The sequence below is a fragment of the Desulfobulbus elongatus DSM 2908 genome (assembly GCF_000621145.1).
Classification (GTDB): Bacteria; Desulfobacterota; Desulfobulbia; order Desulfobulbales; family Desulfobulbaceae; genus Desulfobulbus; species Desulfobulbus elongatus.
The window spans coordinates 1-20854 of record NZ_JHZB01000049.1; the positions used below are offsets into that span (position 1 = coordinate 1).

19 protein-coding genes and 1 pseudogene are annotated in these 20854 nt (G+C 64.6%); 9 read left to right on the forward strand and 11 right to left on the reverse strand.

Annotated elements, in window-relative coordinates; translation table 11 throughout:
- The coding region (locus Q362_RS21330; protein WP_035217088.1) for a transposase at positions 1-345 on the forward strand (345 nt) is incomplete at its 5' end.
- A 76-nt stretch (positions 346-421) separates the two neighbouring features.
- Here Q362_RS21330 and Q362_RS0116330 read toward each other — a convergent pair.
- From Q362_RS0116330 to Q362_RS21335, 9 genes are all read right to left on the reverse strand, one after another.
- Complete coding sequence (locus tag Q362_RS0116330; protein ID WP_035217089.1) at positions 422-1042, reverse strand: CDGSH iron-sulfur domain-containing protein; 621 nt, start codon at positions 1040-1042, stop codon at positions 422-424.
- A gap of 147 nt (positions 1043-1189) precedes the next feature.
- Complete coding sequence (locus Q362_RS0116335) at positions 1190-2044, reverse strand: NAD(P)-dependent oxidoreductase (protein ID WP_028319523.1); 855 nt, start codon at positions 2042-2044, stop codon at positions 1190-1192.
- Between the two features lie 91 nt (positions 2045-2135).
- Complete coding sequence (locus tag Q362_RS0116340; protein WP_028319524.1) at positions 2136-3635, reverse strand: helicase HerA-like domain-containing protein; 1500 nt, start codon at positions 3633-3635, stop codon at positions 2136-2138.
- Between the two features lie 38 nt (positions 3636-3673).
- Positions 3674-4675, reverse strand: a complete 1002-nt coding sequence (locus Q362_RS0116345) for a DUF3089 domain-containing protein (RefSeq protein WP_028319525.1) — start codon at positions 4673-4675, stop codon at positions 3674-3676.
- A gap of 248 nt (positions 4676-4923) precedes the next feature.
- Positions 4924-5400 (reverse strand): tRNA (N6-threonylcarbamoyladenosine(37)-N6)-methyltransferase TrmO, encoded by a 477-nt coding sequence (tsaA, locus tag Q362_RS0116350; RefSeq protein WP_028319526.1) that lies wholly within the window; start codon positions 5398-5400, stop codon positions 4924-4926.
- A gap of 123 nt (positions 5401-5523) precedes the next feature.
- On the reverse strand, positions 5524-5796 hold the full coding sequence (locus Q362_RS0116355) for a hypothetical protein (protein WP_028319527.1): 273 nt from the start codon (positions 5794-5796) through the stop codon (positions 5524-5526).
- A 50-nt stretch (positions 5797-5846) separates the two neighbouring features.
- On the reverse strand, positions 5847-6353 hold the full coding sequence (locus Q362_RS0116360) for a methylated-DNA--[protein]-cysteine S-methyltransferase (protein ID WP_028319528.1): 507 nt from the start codon (positions 6351-6353) through the stop codon (positions 5847-5849).
- Between the two features lie 25 nt (positions 6354-6378).
- On the reverse strand, positions 6379-6921 hold the full coding sequence (locus Q362_RS0116365; RefSeq protein ID WP_028319529.1) for a hypothetical protein: 543 nt from the start codon (positions 6919-6921) through the stop codon (positions 6379-6381).
- 9 nt (positions 6922-6930) lie between these two features.
- Positions 6931-8688, reverse strand: coding sequence for a penicillin-binding protein 1A (locus Q362_RS21335; RefSeq protein WP_051554432.1), 1758 nt, complete (start codon positions 8686-8688; stop codon positions 6931-6933).
- A 216-nt stretch (positions 8689-8904) separates the two neighbouring features.
- Here Q362_RS21335 and mutL point away from each other — a divergent pair, with 216 nt between their 5' ends.
- The 3 genes from mutL to Q362_RS22490 all read left to right on the forward strand — a co-directional run bounded on the left by mutL (position 8905) and on the right by Q362_RS22490 (position 15048).
- Entirely contained in the window at positions 8905-10758 is a 1854-nt protein-coding gene (gene mutL, locus Q362_RS0116375) for a DNA mismatch repair endonuclease MutL (RefSeq protein ID WP_028319530.1), read from the forward strand.
- Complete coding sequence (locus Q362_RS0116380) at positions 10748-11266, forward strand: YchJ family protein (RefSeq protein WP_051554434.1); 519 nt, start codon at positions 10748-10750, stop codon at positions 11264-11266. Before mutL ends, Q362_RS0116380 begins: the two co-directional genes overlap by 11 nt.
- Before the next feature lie 161 nt (positions 11267-11427).
- On the forward strand, positions 11428-15048 hold the full coding sequence (locus Q362_RS22490) for a PAS domain S-box protein (RefSeq protein WP_051554435.1): 3621 nt from the start codon (positions 11428-11430) through the stop codon (positions 15046-15048).
- A gap of 29 nt (positions 15049-15077) precedes the next feature.
- Here Q362_RS22490 and Q362_RS0116390 read toward each other — a convergent pair whose 3' ends face one another.
- A complete protein-coding gene (locus Q362_RS0116390; protein WP_028319532.1) occupies positions 15078-15794 on the reverse strand; it encodes a sulfite exporter TauE/SafE family protein in 717 nt (238 codons plus the stop codon).
- Positions 15795-16083: 289 nt separating this feature from the next.
- On the opposite strand from Q362_RS0116390, the gene Q362_RS21345 reads away from it, so the two are divergent.
- The 5 genes from Q362_RS21345 (at position 16084) to Q362_RS0116415 (ending at position 20528) form a co-directional block, all read left to right on the forward strand.
- On the forward strand, positions 16084-16845 hold the full coding sequence (locus Q362_RS21345) for an amidohydrolase family protein (RefSeq protein WP_035217090.1): 762 nt from the start codon (positions 16084-16086) through the stop codon (positions 16843-16845).
- Positions 16846-16898: 53 nt separating this feature from the next.
- Positions 16899-17342, forward strand: a complete 444-nt coding sequence (locus Q362_RS0116400; protein WP_028319533.1) for a PPC domain-containing DNA-binding protein — start codon at positions 16899-16901, stop codon at positions 17340-17342.
- Between the two features lie 157 nt (positions 17343-17499).
- On the forward strand, positions 17500-18279 hold the full coding sequence (locus tag Q362_RS0116405) for an enoyl-CoA hydratase/isomerase family protein (RefSeq protein ID WP_028319534.1): 780 nt from the start codon (positions 17500-17502) through the stop codon (positions 18277-18279).
- Positions 18280-18437: 158 nt separating this feature from the next.
- Positions 18438-19421 (forward strand): methyltransferase, encoded by a 984-nt coding sequence (locus Q362_RS0116410; protein WP_028319535.1) that lies wholly within the window; start codon positions 18438-18440, stop codon positions 19419-19421.
- A 375-nt stretch (positions 19422-19796) separates the two neighbouring features.
- Positions 19797-20528 (forward strand): hypothetical protein, encoded by a 732-nt coding sequence (locus tag Q362_RS0116415; protein ID WP_028319536.1) that lies wholly within the window; start codon positions 19797-19799, stop codon positions 20526-20528.
- A gap of 187 nt (positions 20529-20715) precedes the next feature.
- Here the strand turns inward: Q362_RS0116415 and Q362_RS23840 are convergent.
- Positions 20716-20854: pseudogene (locus Q362_RS23840) on the reverse strand (IS1380 family transposase); the annotation flags it as partial.

Sequence of the window (20854 nt, forward strand, 5' to 3'; positions counted from 1 at the left end):
AGCGTCTCTCTTGACGTTTTGCTGAAAAACAGAGTGGTGGCGCCAAAAGAAAAGGATACTCCGCAAAATCTCTGCCTTGATGCAGCATATGTGGGCAAGGAGGATACTGTACTCTCCAATGGCTTCATCCCCCACATCCGCCCACGAGGCGAAGAGAAAAAATTGATCGAAAGAGATCCTTCGTTCAAGGCACGGCGCTGGGTCGTTGAGTTAGCACATTCATGGTTCAACCGGTTTCGCAAATTGATACCACGATACGAGAAGACAGATCTCTCGTACATTGCACTCAACACATTGGCAGCCGCCATGATTGTCCTGAACAAGGTCATGGTTATTTATGGATAATCACTTATTTTCCGGGCCGATCTCCGCACCGTGCGCAAACGGAGCTGCCGTAACGCAATGAAATTCGGGAAAGGGATCAGCCCCCCTTGAACCCGTTGGTTTCGTGGGAACCGTCGCAGACCGGCTTCTTTTTGGAGCCGCCGCAGCGGCACAGCGTGAAATGGTCGGCATCGGGCAGAAGGAGATCGGAGTCCTGGTCGTCGATCAGGGTGATCTCCCCCTGGCAATGGAGCGGCCCGTCCTTTTCCACGACGATTCTGGTGGCGCCGTAATACTTCCTGAACGGTTCGTTGCCGACGATGTAGCTCAAGGCTCCCGACGGGCACTTCCTGATGGTGGCGATGATGTCTTCCACCGGTGCCGCGTCCGGTTCGTACTTGGGGGCGTCGTGGGTGCCGAACACGGCCTCGAGTTCGCCGCAAAAGCCCGCGCCCATGCAGAGATAGCGGTCGTAGACGATGGTGATCTCCCCGCCCCGGTAATATTCCAGCGCCGGTTTGTTCGAATCCTCGCGTTCACCGACAAAACCCTTTTTGGCATGGGTGCCGTCGCACAACGGTTTCCGGCCGGACTCGCCGCATCGGCACAACGAGTAGACCCTCGGGGTGGCGACGGCCTCGGCCCCGCTGCCGACGAGTTCCGTATCCACCGCCATCAGCGGACTGAATGTGCTGAAGATGATCTGGCTTTTTTTCATGATGCGCTCCTTTTGATGCGTGTTGCCGTTGTCCGCTCAACCGTCGGCCGTCATGCATTGCTTCGTTTCTCCTGCCGGAAGGCGGCATCGTCTCCCCATCCCTTGCCCGAACGGGCATCGCCGCGCTGCCGCGTTTTTTCGCGACACTCAGATACCCTTGACCACGGCGGCAATGTCCTCCTCGCCCAAGCCAGCGGCCAGGGCCTTGCCGAAGATGGCATGCACAGCCTCGGTCACCGGCAAGTCCTGCCCCAGTTCCTGGCCGAGACGGGTGGTCAGGCGCAAATCCTTTTCCATGTGCTTCAAGGGAAAGCTGGTGGTGGTGTCCCCGGCGAGGATCATGGGACCCTTGACCCCGAACATCGGATTGGCCATGGCCCCCTGGGCCAGCACCTCCAGGACCTGTTCGCCCGGCAGGCCGCATTTGCCGCCCAAGGCGAGCGCTTCCCCGAGCACCTCCATCATGGCGCCGAGCACGAGGTTGACCACGAGCTTCATCCTGGTGCCCTGGCCGACTTCTCCCAAATAAAACGATGCCTTGCCCATCTGGTCGAAGGCCGGCAGCGCCTGGCCGTACAGGGCCTTGTCGCCGGCGGCGAGGATGACGAGGGTGCCGTCTTCCGCCGGTTTTTTCGTCCCCGAGACCGGCGCCTCCAGAAACCGGGCCCCTTTGGCGGCCACGGCTTCCCCGACCTGCCGCGAGGTCGCGGGGTCCACCGTCGACATGTCGACATAGCCGCGCCCCGGTCCGATGCCCGCCAGCACGCCCTCGGCGCCGAAACAGAGTTCCAGGCTGGCCTGTGGATCGGAGACCATGGCAAAGGTGATGTCGGCCTCAGCCGCCACCTCTTTGGGGGTCGGGGCCTGTTTCGCCCCGAGTGCGACCAGGGCCCCGCATTTCGATGCGTCCCGGTTCCAGACCGTGACGGCGAAGCCGGCGCGAACCAGGCGGGTCGCCATGCGACTGCCCATGATGCCCAAACCCAGGAAACCGTATTTCATGGTTTTCTCCTTTCGGTGTCGGTTGTGTTGTTGCTGAAGGCGTGGTGCAAGGCGGCCTCTTCGGGGGAAAGCGCCTTGCTGTCCCGGCCCGCTACCGCCGTCGCGATCCGCCCAGGATACCGCCCAGCACGCCCCGCAGGATCTGGCGGCCGAGCTGGCTGCCGATGGTGCGGACCGCCTGCTTGGCCATGGTTTCCACCATGCCCTGGCGGCGACCGGTGCCCCAGAGGAGATCGCCGAGCACGCTTCGGTTTTCCGGCTCCTTTGTTGTTTCGGCGCGACTGGCCCGTTCGGCCGGCGGCGCGGTTTCTTCGCGCTGCCGGGCGCGTCGATTGAGGATCTCGTAGGCCGACTCGCGGTTCACCGGCGTATCGTACTTGGCGCCGATCGGACTGCACGCCCGCACCGTCGTTCTTTCTTCGGGCGTAATCGCCCCCATGCGGCAGCGCGGCGGACAGATCAGCGTGCGTTCCACCGGCAGGGGCACGCCGTTTTCCTGGAGCGTGGAAACCAGCGCTTCGCCGACGGCGAGCCGGGAGATGACCTCGGCGACGTCGAGCCCGGCATTGGCCGTGAACGTCTCGGCCGCGGTCCTGACCGCCTTCTGGTCGCGGGGGGTGTAGGCGCGCAGGGCGTGCTGGATCCGGTTGCCGAGCTGGCCGAGGATCTCGCCGGGCAGATCGTCGGGAAATTGCGAGCAGAAATAGATCCCGACTCCCTTGGAGCGGATGATCCGCACCACCTGTTCCACCCGTTGGCGCAAGGCCGGCGGGGCGTCGTCGAACAGCAGATGGGCCTCGTCGAAGAAGAGGATCAGTTTCGGCGTGTCGAGGTCGCCCACCTCCGGCAGATTCTCGAACAGTTCCGACAGCAGCCACAGCAGAAAGCTGGAGTACAATCGCGGCTGCAGGATGAGCTGGTCCGCTGCCAGGATGCTGACGATGCCGCGTCCGCCCAGGTCGGTGCGCATCAGATCGGCGAGGTCCAGGGCGGGTTCGCCGAGGAAGGCGCCGCCGCCCGCGCGTTCCAGGGACAAGACGGCGCGCTGGATGGCCGCCACCGACTGGGCGCTGACGAGACCGTAGTCCGAGGAGATCTCCTTGCGGTTCTCGGCGACGAATCCGAGGAGTTCGCGGAGATCGTCGAGATCGAGCAGCAGCAGGCCCTGGTCGTCGGCCATCTTGAAGACGATTTCGAGCACCCCGGTCTGGGTGTCGTTGAGTTCGAGGATCCGGCCGAGCAGGGTTGGCCCGATTTCGCTGATCGTGGTCCGCACCGGGTGGCCCTGCCGGCCGTACAGATCCCAGAACAGGACCGGGCTCGCCTCGTGGGCGAAGCCCTCGATGCCGATCCGGGCCACGCGCTGCTGGATTTTCTGGTTGGAGCTGCCGGCCATGGCCAGGCCGGCGACATCGCCTTTGACGTCAACCACGAACACCGGTACGCCCAGACGGGAGAAACCCTCGGCCAGAACCAGGAGCGAAATGGTCTTGCCGCTGCCGGTGGCGCCCGCGATCAGACCATGGCGGTTGCCATACCTGGCGAGCAGGTGCACGGTCGTTTCGCCTTTGCCAATGAGTATACGATCCACGATTCCCTCCTTGTTGACGATGCGGCGCTCGGCCGCCTTTATTGCGCCTGCCACGCCTCGATGCGGTCTTCCACGTTCTTCCGCAAGTCGTACCAGAACAAGTCGTAGTCAAACCGGTGCAACACGCCGGGAGGCCAGGGTTCGCCGGCCTTGACAGGTGCCGTCGTCTGCACGGTGCCCCGTCGGGCATTGAGGCGCGCATCGGCAAAATGCGGGCGATCGACCGCAGGGCCGTCGCCGAACCGGATTCTGCTGCCCAGGCTCTCTTGTTTGCTGGCGTAGGTCGCGTCGCGTTTCCAGTTGATCGGATTGATGGCGATGCCGCCGGGGAGCAGGTCGACAAACGGACTGGCGGTGGCTGCGGGCGATTCGGTGTTGTAGGAGATGATCACGCCGGTATCGTCGCGTTGTTCAGCAAATCCGAGGCCGGATTGGGCAAGGTATTCCGGGGTGATGGCAAAGCCGATCAGGTAGGCGGCGATGGTGCGCTTGACGACTTCGGGGTGGGCGTCTTTTATCCACAGCAGCAGGTGCCGGGCGATAATCGTGCCCTGGGAGTGGGCGGCGAAGATGATCGGCCGGCCGTGGTTGTAGTGCTCGAGGTAATACTGAAAGGCGTTTTGGCAATCCACAAGCGGAATCGCCCGGATCGCGGCGTCCACATGCGGCATGTTGCCGAGGCCGCTTATGTGATCGAGGCTCAACTGGAGGTAGAAGGGGGCGTAGAAATTCGCCGACCGGAAAATGCCCGCATGGGCGTCGCGCACTTTCGCGGCCTCGGTGTGCATGGCCGGGTCGTCCGCCATGCAGACCGGGGCCGTGCCGAAACAGCAGGTCGGGTACAGGAAAAAGACATCCACTTCCTTGTCGCCCCTGCCCGCGGGATTGGCCAGCCAATGCGCCGCAACCGAGTAATCGGTGGGGGTACGGGCGGGGTCGCCGGCGGTTGGTTGCGGCGGCGGACCGGCGCAACCACCGAGCAGCACGGCCGCCACAATCAACAATGCCTGCAACACACGTGTCTTCCGAAGATCCTTCATCGCTGCCTCCATCGATTTGTTCGCTGCCGGCACGATTGCATGGGCAATGGCATCGCCGCTTGCTGCCCGACAATCCCGCCGGTTCCGCCATGTCCGCAGCCGCTGGTGCCTTCGAGCGGCCCTGTCCGGCCGTGCCGCGATAACCGGTGCACAACGCCCGTATGGATTCGGGGAATCGGGCGATACCCGGTTGCTCTGTTTCGCTTGCCTCCTTGTCCCGGTGTGTCTGCGCGGGCCCGTTTGCAGTCTTATATGAACCGATCGTCCGATTTCTGGTCCGAGACGGTTTTCCTGGCCGTCTCGAGCCAACCGGTCCGAACCTGCACGTGGGCGTCGAATTCCGGCACATACGGCTTGATGTCCAGAAGAGGCGTGCCGTCGAGGACGTCCACGTTGCGGATCTGCAGCAGGCCGTCCTCGACCCGGTCCAGGCGGACGATGGAAAGGCCGATCGGGTTCGGCCGGCTGGGGGCGCGGGTGGCGAAAACGCCCCTCGGTTCCGTATCCATGAACGGCACGACGTGGAGGGAGCAATCCCGGCTGCGGTGGAAATGGTACAGCAGGATGAGATGGGAGAATCCTTCGAGGTCCTTCAGTCCGGGACGGTATTCGGCGAAGATCTCGACGGTGCCCTGCACGCCGGCCGCGCCGGCCGGCTGGATCGGCATGCCGGTCAATTCCTTGAAGGGGCTGTGGATGATGCCAATGGGCGTGCATGCGGTCATGTGTTCAATCTCGATGATGTTTCATGCTTTTTGTGGTTTCCTCGGCACGGGGCGCGCACGGGGCGATGCCCCTGGTTCCGGCAGGTACGGCCATGAATCGCGGAGATGGGGGTGCCGGTGGCGCTATTTTTTCATGAACCGGAGCAGCACCCTGTATTTCCTGGTGTCCAGGTCCTTCGGCAGGGCGGCGCTGTCCGGGATGAGCAGGGTGAGGACCTTGCCGTTGAGCGGGTCCTGGCGCGGCTGTTTGCGCCGCTCCTGGCCCAGCGGACCAGCGATGCGCTGACGGGGGTCGCGCACATGGAGCAGCTCCGCCTCCACCGGCGCGCCGGTGGGGCCAGGGTGACCGGGCGGCGGACCAAGGGGTTCGATCGAACCGATGATAATATCCACCATGAACGTTCCTCCCTGAAAAGAGATAATGAAGATACCGTATCGGATTTTCCTCAGCAATACGCGCTTTTTTTCGTCCGTTCCCGTGTTTTCCGCTCCAGGTCGAGCAGGGTTTGCTTCATGGGCAGGCCGCCGCCGAAGCCGGTCAGGGCGCCGCCGGCCCCGATCAGCCGGTGGCAGGGGATGACGATGCCCAGAGGGTTGGCATGGGCGGCTCCGCCCACGGCCCTGGCCTTGTGCCGGCCGCCGATCCGTTCCGCCAACTCGCCGTAGGTCATGGTGCGGCCGTAGGGAATGGTGCGCAACTGCGCCCACACCTGTTGTTGAAAGGGGGTGCCGTGGATCGACAGGGGCAGGTCGAAGTCGGTCAGCTCGCCGTCGAGATAGGCGAGCAACTGCCGGGCGGCCTCGGCCAGGAGCGGATGGGCCGCCCGCTCCACCGGGGGAAGGGCGGCGACCGGGGCCGGTTTCGTGGGAAAGTCCAGGCCGCAGAGATCGGTTTCGTCGGCGGTCAGGATGAAAGGGCCGAGCGGAGTGGCGAGGGTGGCGCTGATGGGCATGGGAACCTCCAACACAGAAACGAGATTATGGCGCTGACGCGGTCCGGTCGCGGAGCACCTCCAGCAGCATGTCCTCGATGCGGGTCTGGCGGCTGAGCACCGCCGCGGCCCGCCTGTCCAGGACAGCCAGGTCCGTTGGGTCGGCGCCGGTGAGGATATGGGTGCAGTTGTAGTTGAGGCAGAAGATCGGCTTGATCAGGAACAGGCACCCCCGGGGACCGAGGAAACAGCAATTGTCGCCGCTGTCCGGCTGTTCGGCCACGGAGGCGCCCAGCAGCAGGTTGATCAGGATCTGGAGGGCGTCGGTGTTGGCCGCCATGAACGCACTGCAGCAGCCGCCATCCGGCCGCGTCGCGCAGCGGCTGCACAGCCGGCCCAACTCCATGGCCTGCATCTGGCGGGCAAGGGCTTCGCTCTCCCGGCGCAACAGATCGAGTTCGTCGGCAAATGGCGGCCGGGCCGTGAGTCGGCCGGCCAACTCGGCATGGAGGACACGGGCCGTGGCCAGCTTGTCGGTCGGCCCGCCTTCGTAGCATGTCCGCATGAGGTGGCTGGTGCGGGTGGGCATGGTACTCCTTCAGTTAACCGCTTGCAGCATGAACTGTTTCCATACCGGCGCGGCCGCCTGGCCGCCGGTCTCGCCGGCGCCGAGCGGCAGGTCGCGGTCGTGGCCGACCCAGACGCCGGTGGTCAGGTCCGGCGCCGAGCCGATGAACCAGGCATCGACCTGGTTGTCGGTGGTGCCGGTCTTGCCGCCGGCGCCGGGTACGCCGGCCGCGTTCCTGCCGGTGCCCCGCCGCACCACCTGGGCCATGGCCGTCTGCAGCCAGGACGCGGTTGCCGGCGCCACCACTTGCACGCCCGCGGACTGCGGCCAGGTGACGAAGCCGCCGCGCCGGTCCCCGACCCTGGTGATGCCGACCGGGGCATGGTACACGCCCTGGTTGGCCAAGGCGGCATAGGCGGCGGTCAGTTCCAGCAGCGACACCGGCGAGGCGCCGAGCGCCAGCGACAGGTCGGCGGCGAGCGGCGCGGTGATCCCCATTTTCCGGGCAGTGCCGATCACGTTCTTCGGCCCGACCTGCTGCATCAAGCGGACCGCGATCACGTTGCTGGAGTGGACCAGGGCTTCGGTGAGATTCATGGCTCCCCGGTATTCGTTCTTGAAGTTATGCGGCTGCCAGGGTTTGCCGGTGCCGCCGTACAGGGCGATTGGGGTGTCCGGGAACACCGCCTCCGGCGATATGCCCCGCTCCAGGGCGGCGGCATAGAGCAGGGGCTTGAAGGCCGAACCGGGCTGCCGGTTGGCCTGCACCGCCCGGTTGAACTGGTTTTCCGTGAAATCGACCCCGCCGATCATGGCCCGGATGCGGCCGCTGCCGGTGTCGAGCGCCACCAGCGCCCCCTGCGGCGCCGGCTCGCCGGGGTGCCGTTCGGCTACCCTGGCCGCACCGGCCTGGATGGCCCCGGCCGCCGCTTCCTGGAGTCGGGCATCGACCGTGGTGGCCACGTTCAAGCCCTGCTGGTAGAGATCCGCCTCCTTGTACACCGTAAGCAACTGTTGCCGAATGTACAAAGAAAAATAGCCGTTGATCGCCTTGCGCCAGTTGCCGGCCAGGGGCAGCCCCTCCTCGTAGGCCGCGCGCGCCGCCTCGGCGGTGACGATGCCGTCCTCGGCCATGCGGTTGAGCACGTAGCGCTGCCGGGCGCGGGCCGCCTCGGGCTGCCGGAGCGGCGAATAGTTGCTCGGCGACTGGGGCAGGCCGGCCAGCAGCGCGATCTCGCCCAGGGTCAGTTGGCTGGCCTTCTTGCCGAAATAGGTGCGGGCCGCGGCCTCGACCCCGTAGGCCCCTTCGCCGAGATAGATCTCGTTGAGGTAGATGGAGAGAATCTCCTCCTTGGTCAGCATCCGCTCCAGCCGGAAGGCGAGCACCGCCTCGGCCATCTTGCGCAGATAGCTTTTCTCCGGGGACAGGAGCAGGGCGCGGGTGACCTGCTGGGTGATGGTCGAGCCGCCCTGGCTGCGGCGGCCTGCGCGCAGGTTGTTGAAGGCGGCGCGGGCGATGGACCAGCCGTCGAGGCCGTCGTGCTCCCAGAAACGGCTGTCCTCGGCGGCGACGAAGGCCCTGGGCAGCAGGGCGGGCAGACTGTCGTAGGGGACGATCACCCGGAATTCCCTGGCGATGGCGTCGATGGGCCGGTTGGAACGGTCCAGGATCAGAGTGGCCACCTGGGGCCGGTAGTCGTCGAACGAGCGGATGTCGGGCAGGGACGAGATCCAGGCCAGGACCGTGCCGAGCAGCAGCGTCACCAGCATGGCGATGGTGAGCGCCATTCTGGTGAGGTGGCGTTCGTTCAGGATCCGGCCGCGAAAGGGGGGCGGCTGCGGAGGAAGTTCCGTGGGTGCCGACGGTGTGGTGGACAAGCGAACAAAGAAACGGTAGTGTTGGGGTGCGCCCGGACCGGCTCGACCGGAGGCGGTTGTCGGTCCAGTTGTTACCATGAATTGAAAAATTCGGCACCGTTAATCACACGCGAACAGACCAGGCCCTTGTCTCGAATACGGATTCTTTCAGAACAGTTAGCCAATCAGATCGCCGCCGGCGAGGTGGTGGAGCGGCCGGCCTCGGTGGTCAAGGAGCTGGTGGAAAACAGCCTGGACGCCGGCGCCAGCCGTATCGACATCCAGGTCGAGGGCAGCGGTAGCGGGCTGTTGCGGGTGACCGACGACGGGGCCGGCATGGACGGCGACGACGTGCTGCTCTGCCTCGAGCGGCATGCCACCTCCAAAATCCGCGAGGAGGCCCAGTTGGCCGCCATCGCCACTCTGGGATTCCGCGGCGAGGCCATTCCCAGCATCGCCTCGGTTGCCTGGATGACCGTCCTGTCCCGGCCGCAGGACCAGGAATTGGGCACCCGCGCCGAGGTCCGCTACGGCACCTTGCGCCATGTGCACCAGGACGGCTGCGGCCGGGGCACGGTGATCGAGGTCCGCCACCTGTTCGGCAACATGCCGGCCCGGAAGAAATTCCTCAAATCGGCCCGCACCGAGATGCACCACATCGAGGAGGTGGTCAAGAACCAGGCCCTGGCCCATCCGGCCACCGGCTTCACCCTCCAGGCCGACGGCCGGATGGTGCTCGACTATCGGCCGGGCGCCGATCTGGAGCGGCGGGTCCGCGAGGTGTTCCGGTACAAGGGCAAACTGCTGCCGCTGCGGGCCGAGTCGGCAAATGATGCCGAGGCCGAGGCGATGGCGCTGGATGGGTTTCTGCTGCTGCCGGAAACGGCTCAAGCCGCCACCGCCCGGCTGCGCCTGCTGGTCAACGGCCGGCCGGTGCAGGACGCGATGCTCCGGCACGCGGTGGGCGAGGGCATGCAGGGATTTTTGATGAAGGGCTATCAGCCGGCCGGCGTCCTGCTCCTGGCCATCGCCCCGGACCAGGTGGACGTCAACGTCCATCCGGCCAAGCGCGAGATCCGCTTTCGCCGTAGCGAGACGGTGCATCGCTTCGTGGCCGACCGGATTCGCCGGGCCATGGCCGGGTACCAGCAGGCCCTTCGCACCAGCCTGTTCGCCCCGCCTGCGCCCCAACCCTTCCGGGAGTGGCCGGTCGAACGGAGCGCGGCCGTGACCGCCTCGCCCGACTTTCCCGCCCCGGCCAGCGCCGAACCGCCGGCCTCGCAGCCGCGCCTGCCTGCCGATGCGCCGCCGGTTTCGGTGCGACCGCTGCCGGTCCAGGCCCTTCCCGTGACGCCGCCCATCCTGCCGGACAGTTCGCCACTTCCCGAGCCGGGGCCCGCGCCCGCCTATGCCGGCCTGACCCTGATCGGCCAGTTGTTCGCCCTCTACCTGCTCTGCGAACGGGAGGGGCAGTTCATCGTCATCGACCAGCACGCGGCCCACGAACGGCTCCTGTACGGCCAACTGTTGCAGGGCTACCTGGCCACCAGCATGCCGCAGCAGGCCCTGCTCTTTCCGGCTACCGTCGAGCTGACCCCGGCCCAGGCGGAGACCCTGGAACAGCGGGGCGCGGAGGTGGCCGCCTTCGGTTTCGCGGTGGAGCCGTTCGGCGAGGCCACCCACCTGATCAAGGCAACGCCGGCCCTGGTCAGCCATGTCGAGCCGGGCGCGCTGCTGCGGGAGATCCTCGACGGGTTGCGGAGCGCGGCCCGGCAGGATGCCGTCCGGCCCGTGCCCCAGGCGGTGGACGATCTGCTCGCCTCCATGGCCTGCAAGGCGGCGATCAAGGCGGGCAACCGCCTACAGCCGGTGGAAATGCTCAAGCTGCTGGCCCAAATGGAGGCGGGTGCGGTGTTTTCCCATTGCCCGCACGGCCGGCCGGTGCTCAAGACCTTCACCGCTCAGGAAGTGGAGCGGTGGTTCCATCGCCATGGCGGCTGAACCGTTGCCGGCCGGGCCGGCACCCGGGGACGACCGCCCCTGCCCCTGCGGTTCCGGCACCGCCTACGGCCGGTGCTGCGGCCCGTTGCTGGCCGGACAGGAGCGGGCCCGGACGGCGGCGGCACTGATGCGCTCGCGCTACACCGCCTTTGCCGAGAAAAACGGCGCCTATCTGCTGCAAACCTGGCATCCGTCCACCCGGCCGGCGGAGCTGGACCTTGCCGGACAACCCGAGTGGTGCGGCCTGCGGATCGTGGCCACCGAGCGGGGCAGGGAGACGGACGGCGCGGGGCTGGTCGAATTCGTGGCCACGGCGCTGGCGGGCGCGAAGGTGCTCGCGCTGCACGAACGCAGCCGTTTCGTTCGAGAAGACGGGCAATGGCTGTATGTCTCCGGACAAACAATCGGCAAGGGGGCACGGTCGGCGGTGGGAGTCGGCACGGTCGGCCGCAACGATCCCTGTCCCTGCGGCAGCGGCAGGAAATTCAAGAAATGCTGTGGCCGTTGAGGGACCGGGTCGCCCTGGACCGATCCGGGACGGTGCGACCGTCCGCGCCACGGTCGTCCCGTGGGGTCGGGTTCGCTACCCGTGTCCGTCTGTCCGTCCGGTAGAGCCGGGTCTTTTCCCCGAATTCCAGAAGAGTGTCGCGTGATCGGAACAGTGTTGTCATGAACCAGTCTGTCTCCCGGAACAGCCTGCTCAAGCGCTGCTGCCTTTGCTGGTGCCTCCTGTTGGCGTTCCTTGCCGCACCGAACGCCCTGGGCGCCGCCGCCGGCCCGGATGCCGCCACCCCGCGCACCATCCGGGTGGTGCTGGACAACAACTATCCGCCGTACGTCTTCGTCGACGGCCAGGGGGCCATCCAGGGTATTCTGGCCGACCAATGGCGGCTGTGGCAGGAGAAGACCGGCATCCGGGTGGACATGACCGTCCTGGACTGGAAGGATGCCCTTGCCGGGATGAAGGCGGGCCGATTCGATGTCATCGATACGGCCTTTGTCACCGAGGAGCGCTTGGGCTGGCTCGATTTCGGCAAGCCCTATGCCCCGATCGAGGTTGTCGCCTTTTTTTACAAGGATATCAGCGGTATCACCGATCTGCACTCCCTGCAGGGGTTTGTCGTCGGGGTCAAGGAGGGCGATGCCGCCGTCGAGCTGCTGCGGCGCAACGGCGTTGACAACCTGATGCCGTTCAAGGGCTACGAGGCGATCGTCCAGGCCGCCAAGGACCACAAGGTCAACGTCTTCGTCATCGATAAGCCCCCGGCCCTCTATTTCCTGCACAAGCACGGCATCCGCAACCAGTTCAAGGTCTCGTCTCCCCTCAATGTCGGCGAATTCCACCGGGCGGTCAGGAAGGGGAACGCCGGGATGCTGGGTGAGATCGAATGGGGTTTTGCCCGGATTTCGGCCGGGGAACTGGAACAAATCGACAGGAAGTGGTTGGGCGGCTCCCTGTTGCAGGGGCTGCCCGTCGCCGCGCTGCTGCTCGGTGCCGGCATCCCCGTGGTGCTGATAGCCGGCCTGTTTTACTGGAACCGAACCCTGCGGGCGGCGGTGCGGAAACGCACGGCCGAACTGGAGAAAAGCGAGCGGGCCCTGCGGGAGAGCGAGGCGCGCTACCGCGAGCTGGTCGAGAACGCCAACTCCATTATCCTCCGCATGGATCGCGATGGCCGGATCGTCTTCCTCAACGAATTCGCGCAGCGGTTTTTCGGCTACACCCTCGACGAGGTGGTCGGCCGCAGCGCGGTGGGGAGCATTGTGCCGGAACACGATCCCGTCGGCGCGGGATTCCGGGAGATGATCGCCGACATGGGCCGCAATCCCCGCGACTATGCGATCGACGAGAACGAGAACATACGCCGGGACGGGTCGCGCGTCTGGGTGACATGGACCAACAAGCCGCTGTACGGCCCGGCGGGCGAACTCAGCGAAATCCTGTGCGTGGGCAGCGACAGCACCGACCGCAAGCGTGCCGAGGAAGCGCTGCGGCGCGAGCGCGAACGCCTGGCGTTCGTGATCGAGGGGTCGCGGCTCGGCACCTGGGAATGGAACGTGCAAACCAACGAGAACGCGGTCAACGACACCTGGGCGCGGATGCTGGGCTATACCCTCGCCGAGATCCTGCCCTGCACCTACGACTCCTGGGCGCGGCTGGTGCATCCGGACGACGTGGACCGGGCCTGGCAATCCCTGGCCAGGTGCGTCCGGGACGAGACGGTCGACTACGACTGTGAGTACCGGATGCGCCACAAGGACGGCCATTGGGTGTGGATCCTGGACCGGGGCCGGGTCGTCACCCGCGACGAGGCCGGCAAGCCCCTGGTGATGATCGGCATCCATGCGGACGTCACCACCCGCAAGCGGGCCGAGGAAGAACTGGTGACCACCAACGAGCTGCTGACCCAATTCATCAAGAATTCGCCCATCTACGCCTTCATCAAGGAGGTGTCGCCCACCGAGAGCCGAACCCTGAACGCCAGCGACAACTACCGGGACATGCTCGGCATCCCGGCGACCGAGATGCTCGGCAAGACCATGCAGGAGCTGTTTCCGGCGGAGTTCGCGGCACAAATGACGGCGGACGACTGGCAGGTCGTCTCCGAGGGAAAGATTCTCCACCTCGACGAGGAATTCAACGGCCGCAGCTATACCACCATCAAGTTCCCGATCCGGCTGAAGGAACGGCGCCTGCTCGCCGGCTACACCATCGACATCACCGAACACCGGCAGGCGCAAACCGCCCTCCAGGCCAGCGAGGCCACCTTCCGCAACATCGTCCAGGCCTCGCCCATGGGCATTCACCTGTTCGATCTGCGCGCCGACGGCCGCCTGGTCCTTGCCGGCGCCAATCCCGCCGCCGACAGGCTGCTGAAGATGGACAACGCCCGGTTCGTCGGCAGGACCCTGGAGGAAATCCTGCCGGCGCTCCGCGGGACCGAGCTGCCTCACTGTTTCCGCCGGGCGGCCGAATTCGGCGAGAGCTGGCAGAGCGAACAGTTCGACTATGCCGACGATACCGTTGCCGGGGTCTTCGAGCTGCATGCCTTCCAGATGTCGCCCGGCAGGATGGCTGTCCTGTTCAACGAGATCTCCGCCCGCAAGCGGGCCGAGGAGGAGCGGAACAGGTTGCAGGCGCAGTTGACCCAGGCGCACAAGATGGAGTCGATCGGGCGTTTGGCCGGCGGCGTGGCCCACGATTTCAACAACATGCTCAGCGTCATTCTCGGCCATTGCGAGCTGGCCCTCAACGGCTTGAACACGGCGCATCCGCTGTATGCCAATGTGCAGAACATCCGGCAGGCCGCGGAACGGTCCGCCGATCTGACCCGGCAGTTGCTCGCCTTTGCCCGCAAGCAGACGGTCGCCCCCAAGGTGCTCGACCTGAACGGAACGGTGGCCGGGATGCTGACCATGCTGCAACGGCTCATCGGCGAGGACATCGACCTGGCCTGGCGGCCCGGCCGGGATGCCGGCCAGGTGCGGATCGATCCGTCGCAGCTCGATCAGATCCTGGTCAATCTCGCCGCCAATGCACGGGACGCCATCGGCGATACCGGCAAGGTCACCATCGAGACGGCGGCAATGACCGTGGATGCGCACTACTGCGCCGAGCATGCCGACATGGCGCCGGGCGACTATGTTCTGCTGGCGGTGAGCGACAACGGCAGCGGCATGGACGCCGACATGCTCTCCCAGCTGTTCGAACCCTTTTTCACCACCAAGGAGCTGGGCAAGGGCACCGGCCTCGGCCTGGCCACGATCTACGGCATCGTCAGGCAGAACGACGGCTGCATCAACGTCTACAGCGAGCCGGGACAGGGCACCACCTTCAAGGTCTATCTGCCCCGGTACACGGCCCGAACGGACCAGGAATCGGCGGCCGGGGCCACCCCGCCGGCCGCCTCCGGCAGCGAAACCGTCCTGCTGGTGGAGGACGAACCCATGATCCTGGAGATCGCCGCGATCATGCTCCGCAATCTGGGCTACACCGTCCTGGCCGCCGCCACTCCCGACGAGGCCATGCGCCTGGCCCGTGAGCATGCCGGCGCCCTCCAGTTGCTGATCACCGACGTGGTCATGCCCGGCATGAACGGCCGCATGCTGGCCAACACCCTGCTGTCGCTCAACCCCGGCCTGAAATGTCTGTTCATGTCCGGCTACACCGCCAATGTCATCGCCCACCACGGCGTGCTCGACGAGGGCGTGCACTTCATCCAGAAGCCGTTCGCGCTCAGCGTGCTCGCCGCCAAGATCAGGGAAACGCTGGACGAGGAGAGTGGCTGATTTTTGCCCATCCGTCCGGATCGTGGCCGCTACCGCGCCAGCATGACGATGCCCAGCGCCATCAGCAGCGCATAGACGACCCGCAGGTAGGTGCGGCGGTTGATCCGGCCGCTGATGGCGGAGCCGGCATAGGTCCCCGCGAGGACGAACGCCAGGCTTGCGGCAAAGGCGGTCAGGGTGCTGCGGGTGATCATGCCGCTGCACGCGTGCACCACGGCGGTGATGTAGCCGTTGAGCACGAAGAAGCCGGTGAGGGTGGCCTTGATCTCGTCTTTTTTCCAGTCGGTCAGGGTGGTGTAGATAATCACCGGCGGCCCGCCCGCGCCCACCGAGGCGGTGATCGCTCCGGAAAAGAACCCGGCGATGTAGCCCCAGGCCACATGCGGGTTGAGGGGGCGGGGCCTGATGGTCAGGTTGACGGCGCTGATGGCGATGAGCAGCACCCCCAGCATCCGGTTGATGACGGCCGGGTCGGCCAGCTTGAGCAGAAAGGTGCCGGCGAAAACGCCGGGCAGCGAACCGACGAGCATGGGCAGGATCTTGCGCCAATCCATGAGCCGGCGCAGTTCGAAAGCCATGGTCGTGGTGATGGCCAGGCCGCTGAGGATGGACAGGGGCACGGCCAGCTTGACGTCCATCAGCAGGCAGAGCAGGGGAATGGCCACCAGGCCGCCGCCGAAACCGGTCAGCCCCTGGATCAGGCCGGCGAGGAGAAAGACGAGGCAGGAGAGGAGGAGAACGGTCATGGGACATGGGATGGCCGGGATGGAGACACCGGCCGGATGAAGATTGTGCCGCAGAAAAGGAAATCGATACCGGCTGGCGCGCCCTCCCGGTCCGGGTGGAGGCGCTGTCTGCCGGAGGTGCCACTATAGAAGAAAAACCAGGCTCAGTTCAACCCTTATCCCCGGTCCGGCTTCATCCCTTTTTCTCCACTGCGCTTTTTTTTGTACCCCAAGCCCTTCCTTTTCGGATAAGCAGAGGAAGAGCGAGCCTGCAACAAGGGAACCTGTTTCTCGTGCACGGAGGGGAGCCATGGGCGCGGCCCGGATCATCGACAGCCATATCCACTGCGGGGTGCAGCATGCGGATCTCCCGTTCGAGCACATCGCCCCGCTGCTCCGCCAGGCCGGCATCACCGACGCCTGCCTGTTCGCCCCGGTGGAGGACATCTACGACCGCGACGATTATCATTTTCAGGACGACAACCGGTGGCGGCAGACCCGGCGGGCGGCCAACCGCTACCTGCTCGACCTGGCCGAACAGGGCGAGGCGATTTTCCCCTACCTGTTCGTCTGGAACGATTTCGCCGTCGACGAACTCCGCCATCCCTATCGCGGCATCAAGTGGCACCGCCATTCCTACGAGCCGGAATACCACTACGACGATCCCCGCTGCGCCGCCATGCTGGCGGCCATCACCCGGCAGCGCCTGCCGGTGGTGCTCGAAGAGAGCTACGACAACACCCTCCGCTTCATCGAGCGGCTCGCCCCGGAAGCGGTGATCATCATTCCCCATCTCGGCGGCCTCAACGGCTCGTACCAGGCCCTGGACCGCGCCGGCGTCTGGCGGCGCGCCAACGTCTTTGCCGATTCGGCCCTGGCCTCGACCGTGGACATGCGCCATTTCGTCGAACACTACGGACCGGACAAGCTCCTGTTCGGCAGCGATTTCCCGTTCGGCACGCCGGCGCAGGAACTGCGCAAGATCGAGCGGCTGGGCCTGTCGGCCGAGGACTACGCCAAGGTGGTCGGCGGCACTATCCTCCGGCTGCTCGACGCGGTGACCGACACCTGAGCCGACGTGCGGCGCCGGGGCCCGACCGACCCATATTTTCCGGAGGTGAAACCATGCAATTTTCCGAGGCCCGACCGGGCAGGATGTTTGTCCTGCGCCTGGAAGACGGCGATATCGTCCACGAAACCATCGAGCGGTTCGCCCGGGAGCAACATATCGAGGCCGCCTCGCTGATCGCGGTCGGCGGCGTCGATGACGGCAGCCGGCTGGTGGTCGGGCCGCGGGAGGATCGCGGCCTGCCCCTGGAGCCGATGCAGCGGGAGCTGCACCACGCCCACGAGATCGCCGGGGTCGGCACCCTGTTCCGCGACGAGGACGGCGTGCCGCTGGTGCACATGCACATGGCCTGTGGCCGGGAAGGCGAGACCACCACCGGCTGCATCCGCGCCGGGGTCAGGGTGTGGCATGTGCTGGAGGTGATCGTCCACGAACTGGTGGGCACCTCGGCCAAACGGATGCTGGAACAGCCCCTCGGCCTCAAGCTCCTGCGGCCGTAGCAAGGGCGCGAGCACGCGCTGCGCCGCAGGGAACCTGCACCATCCATCCGGCATTTTCGGCCACGAGTTGACAGGGCTCCGATCCGGTGCGGGAACCGTGCGGTCCCTGCATCCGGAAGGGGCATAAACCAATACATACTGAACAGGAGGCAGCACAATGGCATACACGCATCTCATTGTAGAGGTAAGCGAACGGTTTGTCGGCACCATCACTCTCAATCGCCCGGACGAGCTGAACACCTTCAACAGCCTGCTGGCCAGCGAACTGGCCGCGGCGCTCCTGGCCATGGACGCCGACCCCAAGGTGCGGGTGATCATCGTCAAGGGCGCGGGCAAGGCCTTCTGCGCCGGCATCGACGTCAACGAGCTGGCCGACAAGACCGCCATGGAATACCGGCAGTGGATCGAGCACATGGAGCAGCCGTTGATCGCCATCTCCCGGATGAAGAAGCCGGTGATCGCGCAGGTGCACGGCGTGGCCGCGGCCAACGGCATGGGGCTGGTGGCCTCCGCTGACCTGGCCATCGCCGCCAGCAACACCAAGATGGGCCTGACCGCGATCAATGTCGGCCTGAACTGCGTCGGCCCGGTCATCCCGGTGTCCCGGTGCGTGGGGAGGAAAAAGGCCCTGGAACTGCTCCTGTTCGGCGAGCTGATCAAGGCGCCGGAGGCGCAGGCCCTGGGCCTGCTCAACCGGGTGGTGGACAAGGAGGCGCTGGAAAGCGAAGCCATGACCTGGGCCGAGATTCTCGCCAAGAAGAGCCCGGTGGCCGTGCAGATCGCCAAGAAGGGGTTCTACGCCTCGGAGGACCTGCCCTACGACCGCCAGTTCGACCTGATGAACGAGGCCTTTGCCCGGCTCTGCACCACCCACGATGCCAAGGAAGGGGTGCAGGCCTTTTTCGAAAAACGCAATCCCCGCTGGCAGGAGCGGTAAAGCGGGACGGACGCCCCGGAAAAACGGTCCGAGGCGGTGGCAGGGAAAGCGGGGAGGGCCATCCGTTGCCCGGCGGATGGCCCTCTCCGGATGAACGGAGCCCTGCCCTGTTCCCGGCACAGAACGCCACCCCCCACCAAACAAAGGAAACACTCGCCATGACGGTTCCCGATCTTCTCGCCCTGGCCAGCGGCTGCTGGAAAACCTGCACCCTGCACGCCGGGGTCAAACTGGATGTGTTCAGCCCGCTGGCAACAACGCCCATGACGGCGGCGGAGCTCGCCCGGCGCCTGCATGCCGACGGCCGGGCGCTCGTCATGCTGCTCCACGCCCTGGTCGCCATGGAACTGCTGGCCAAGGATGGCGACGCCTTCGCCGCCACCCCGTTCAGCGCCGAATACCTGGCCAAGCAGTCTCCGGCCTACCTGGGGCACATCATCCTGCACCACCACTATCTGGTCGAGGCCTGGAGCAAGCTGGACGAGGCGGTGCGGGCCGGCAGGCCGGTGCGCAGGAGTTCGTCGCACGAAACCGACGGCGCCGAGCGGGAAAGCTTTCTGCTCGGCATGTTCAACCTGGCGACGCAACTGGCACCGCGCGTCGCCGCCGCCATCGATCTGAGCGGCCGGCGCCGGCTGCTCGACCTGGCCGGCGGCCCCGGCACCTACGCCATCCATTTCTGCCGGCAGAATCCGGAACTGAGCGCAGTGGTGTTCGATCTGCCCACCACCAGGCCCTTTGCCGAAGAGACCATCGCCCAATACGGCCTGAGCGACCGCATCCGCTTTCTTGCCGGAGACGTGGAGGCCGACCCCATCGGCACCGGCTTCGACGTGGTCTGGATCTCCCATCTCCTCCACAGCGAGGGACCGGAGACCTGCGCGGCCATCGTCGCCAAGGCCGCCGCCGCCCTCGCCCCCGGCGGCACCCTGTTCATCCAGGAATTCATCCTGGACGACAGCCGCACCGGACCGCTCCATCCTACCCTGTTCTCGTTGAACATGCTGATCGGCACCCAGGAGGGCCAGTCCTACACCTGGAAGGAACTAGGCGACATGATGCGGCAGGCCGGGCTGAAGGACGTGGCGCGGGTTGCCGTCGACCTGCCCAATGGCGCCGGTATCCTGGCGGCACAACGATGAATGGGCCTTCGGTCCGGCGGGGATGTGTTTCACTGGCGATGGTGGCCGATGCCGTCAGTGCCTGCAAAGCGGAGGTTCTGGACTCATGCTACTGCGGCGAAACCGATTCGGCCAGATGCACTGCGCTGCTGCGGGACACGACGGGCATTGCGGTTTGCATTCGGTCGTTATCGTGAGGGAGGCATGTATTGGAACTGCTACTTGATTCCTTGGCTCGCAGAGAAGGATTGGTTTGTTTTTCGACTTTGTCTTAACAACTGAACATTTACAATTGCAAACTATAACATGCTGAATTTGTTTGGCTGTGTGGGGTTATCCTGTTTGGAAATAAAATTCGCAATGTTACCCAATAACATTGTTTAGAGTGAAAAGAACATGGTTCAGTTAAAATACTTTGGCGACAGCAGGGATTACTTCAAATACGACTTGATAACCCACTTGCTAAAGAGTGGTGTGGTCTCAAATTACGCGTTTGTCCCTATGCTGACAAATCATCGAGTTGACGGTGAAGGCAATAAGACTCCAAAACACATCGAAGGAAAATCGACAGAATTGTTGTCGTTCATTGACAGGTGTGGTTCCAAAAGTCTTGAGCATTGGGAGGCATGGCTAAAACCGCTTGTTGGCTCATACGTTACAGTTCAGCCCGTGAATGAGGTTTTTTTCGTAGATAGCACAAGGAACAAGTACTGGGAGTCGTTCGACGCTGTCTTAAGAACGAGAAATTCCCTAATTTTCGTCGATCCAGATACTGGGCTGGAAACTGGGAAGCCCTCATATTTAAGGAAGATGGGTAGGGAAAAGTACATTCTAAACGACGAACTTGCGAAACTAAGTCAATCACTTGACGATTCGTCTGTGCTAATGATTTATCAGCATTTGCCAAACAACAAACACATCTATGAAGAGTCAGTGAACAAAAAGATCAAGCAGGCGATCGAGGCTTCTAATTGTTCGTCGGTTTTGGCCTATCGAGAGGATGACTTGGCGTTTTTGTTTGTCGTCAAAAGTGAAGCGATCCTTTCAGACCTATGCAGGCAATTGGAGGACTACCATGAAACTAGTGGTCATGTTTACAAATCCATGCACTACTCCCTGAATCAGTGACAGCCATGGCCGGATTTCCCTTTCATGGTTCTGTTAAGTCGTTTTTCAGGGAGTGACTTCTCCCCAAGTTGGCATACCCCGCACGCTACGGCGACATTGGCGTCTTGTTCCTTGAAAATTTCAGTAAATTTGCGATCAATGAGCGCACTTCTCCCCTGATTGCATCGATTGGGGTGTGCGCCTACGCTTAATGCGCGGACAGCAATCGGTTATACACCGCCGCGAAGGCCGGAAAAGCCGGGCAGTGACGGCTGAACCGCAGCCTGAAACGTCTGCCGGTGCTGATCAGTCTGGCGGCCAGATAGATCAACTCTTGGATCACGGTT